Source organism: Brevibacillus nigriterrae (genome assembly GCF_049846925.1).
In the GTDB taxonomy this organism is placed as follows: Bacteria; Bacillota; Bacilli; order Brevibacillales; family Brevibacillaceae; genus Brevibacillus_H.
Genome location: NZ_JBNCMT010000041.1, coordinates 47885 through 50696, shown reverse-complemented (window position 1 = coordinate 50696; position 2812 = coordinate 47885). Strand labels below are relative to the sequence as shown.

The 2812-nt window shown below is 41.0% G+C and carries 2 protein-coding genes; both read left to right on the top strand.

From position 1 onward, the window contains the following. Nucleotides 1–573: glycoside hydrolase family 78 protein (locus tag ACPW7N_RS23170; protein ID WP_425653821.1), on the top strand; the 573-nt coding region annotated here is incomplete at its 5' end. Between the two features lie 494 nt (nt 574–1067). Continuing rightward, on the top strand, nt 1068–2812 hold a 1745-nt coding region (locus ACPW7N_RS23165; RefSeq protein ID WP_425653819.1), incomplete at its 3' end, for a glycoside hydrolase family 78 protein.

The window sequence follows — 2812 nt, the reverse complement described above, 5'->3', positions numbered from 1 at the left end:
ACTTTAACACCGACCATTACCTGGAGATTCACCGACCCTGATGGGGACAGGCAAAGCGCCTATCAAATCATTATTAGGGAAGGCGCAGTTGAAGTAGACAACAGTGGGAAAGTCACCAACAGCACTTCTTCTTACACAGTGCCAGTTAATAAACTGCGATCGAATACGATCTATAATTATACGGTCAAGGTATGGGATCAAACTGACGAAGCAAGCCAGGACAGCGTAGTCCAGTATTTTAAAACAAGGCAAGCACCTACGGCAGAGCCGAAATACCCATTGGGTCCAAGCGCAAATCCTGTTAGAGTACCTACTTTAACACCTACAATTAATTGGAGATACATTGATCCGGAAGGACTCGCACAGGAAAAGTTCCAAGTGAAGATTTATAACGCTGAAGATGATCACATCGTGTATGACACTGGGGAGATTCTTTCAGATAGCGATGATTTTGATTATGTTGTACCGGCTGGAAAGTTAACTGCGGGGAAAACATACTACTGGACAATACAAGTTTGGAATATCAATACAAATAGTGATGTAACTGAGCCCCAATATTTTAAAACATCGTAATCACCTATGGCTACGCCGACTAACTCATCCGACAATTATCGCAAAGGAAATAGAAAAACAGCGGTAACACTGTCTTGAAAGTTACCTGGAAGGCAAGAACAAAACAGTATTAAAATGCCTAAAAATCAACGAAGTTAGCAAGGGGGGCTCCAGCTCCCTTTTTAATTTTTTCCTTATGGGATAGGAAGCTATATGCGTAACAGAGGAGATCAAAAATCTACAGCAGGGCATTATCACGATTTTGGTCCATATAAAAAAACTGAAAAATCCAAGATACGCGTCTGGAAAAAAAAGAAAGAGTAAGGAAAAGGATGAAACATCATAATAAAAAAAGTATGGAGATCATTTCTTGGAGTATACAACCACGTTGATTACTTCACGGATAAAACAACATATCACAGCATCTTTTTTTGTGCGCAAAACAGTAACGAATCGCTATGACACGCGAATTTCTTCTTAGACGCAGACCAAGAGATAAAGGTAGGTGAATCTAAATGCCTATTACTTTTGTAAATCATACACCGGTCCAAATGAATTCGAACATTATATCCTGCCCTAGTGGAACTAAAGTAGGCGACACAATTATAATTGCCTACCACTGCATCTGTAGTAATAATGCAATAGAAAGTCCAGAATTTACAAGGGAGCAAAACGAAGGTGTTATTCTTTATAAGAAAGCTATTTCTTCAGATATAGGCGCTAACTTCACCATATCGAAGACGGCTGAAAAATTTTGGATAGTTGCCATAACAATAAGGGGGGCTAAATTTCATTCTTCCAAGGCAGCATATTGTCTCAGGTATAATTGTCATGAAGTTTATCCACCAGTAGCAGGAAGACCATGGTTTGGGATATGTTTAAGTTATATTCCTCAAAAACTAGAAATACACAACGGTTGGAATATTATAAGAGGGGATGATCCTTCTGAATCTAGAGACATTGATTTTTTTCATAGAATCACTGAAGGGACATGTATCACCCCAATTTTTGTGCACGGGCCAGGCAACCTCTACAGCAAAGTTGGTGTTTTCCAATTTGCGGAAGATGAACCTAAAGCACCTTTCAACCTAATCCCGTCTGGTACAAGCAGCACAGCACCAACTAAAGTGGAAACTTTAACACCTAAAATAACTTGGTCATTTTCTAACGCTGACGGGGACAATCAAAGCGCCTATCAAGTCATTATTAGGGAAGGCGCAACTGAAGTAGACAACAGTGGGAAAGTCACCAACAGCAATCCTTCTTACACAGTGCCAGCTAATAAACTGCGATCGAATACGACCTATAACTATACTGTAAAGGTATGGGGTCAAGCAGACATCGCAAGCCCTGACAGCACTGTTCAGTATTTTAAAACAACGCAAGCCCCTACAGCTACACCACTTAGTACAAGTACAACACCAGCAGGGGATATTAAGCTTAGTTGGAATTACAATGATGCTGAAAGACACTTACAGGAAAAATTTCAAGTAAAAATTTATAACGCTGAAGAAGATGAAATGGTATTAGATATTACAAAAACTTCATCAAAAACTTTCTTTGATCTACCCTCTAGTGAGTTAACTGCGGGCAAAGAATACTACTGGACTTTACAAGTATGGGATATTACAGGTATGAAAAGCAATGTAACTGCACCTCAATATTTTAAAACAAACCAGGCACCTAATGCCCCTATCGACCTTAGTCCTGCTGGTCCAAGCACAAATCCAGTGAAAGTGCCGACTTTAACGCCGACCATTACCTGGAGATTCACGGACCCTGATGGCGACAGGCAAAGCGCCTATCAGGTCATTATTAGGGAAGGCGCAGTTGAAGTAGACAACAGTGGGAAAGTCACCAACAGCACTTCTTCTTATACAGTGCCAGCTAATAAACTGCGATCGAATACGAACTATAATTATACAGTAAAGGTATGGGACCAAACTGACGAAGTAAGCCAGGACAGCGCAGTCCAGTATTTTCAAACAAGGCAAGCACCTAACGCCCCTATCGACCTAAGTCCAGCCGGTCCAAGCACAAATCCAATGAAAGTACAGACTTTAACACCGAACATTACCTGGAAATTCACAGACCCTGATGGGGACAGGCAAAGCGCTTATCAGGTCATTATTAGGGAAGGCGCAGTTGAAGTAGACAACAGCGGGAAAGTCACCAACAACACACCTTCTTACACAGTGCCAGCTAATAAACTGCGATCGAATACGACCTATAATTATACGGTCAAGGTATGGGACCAAAC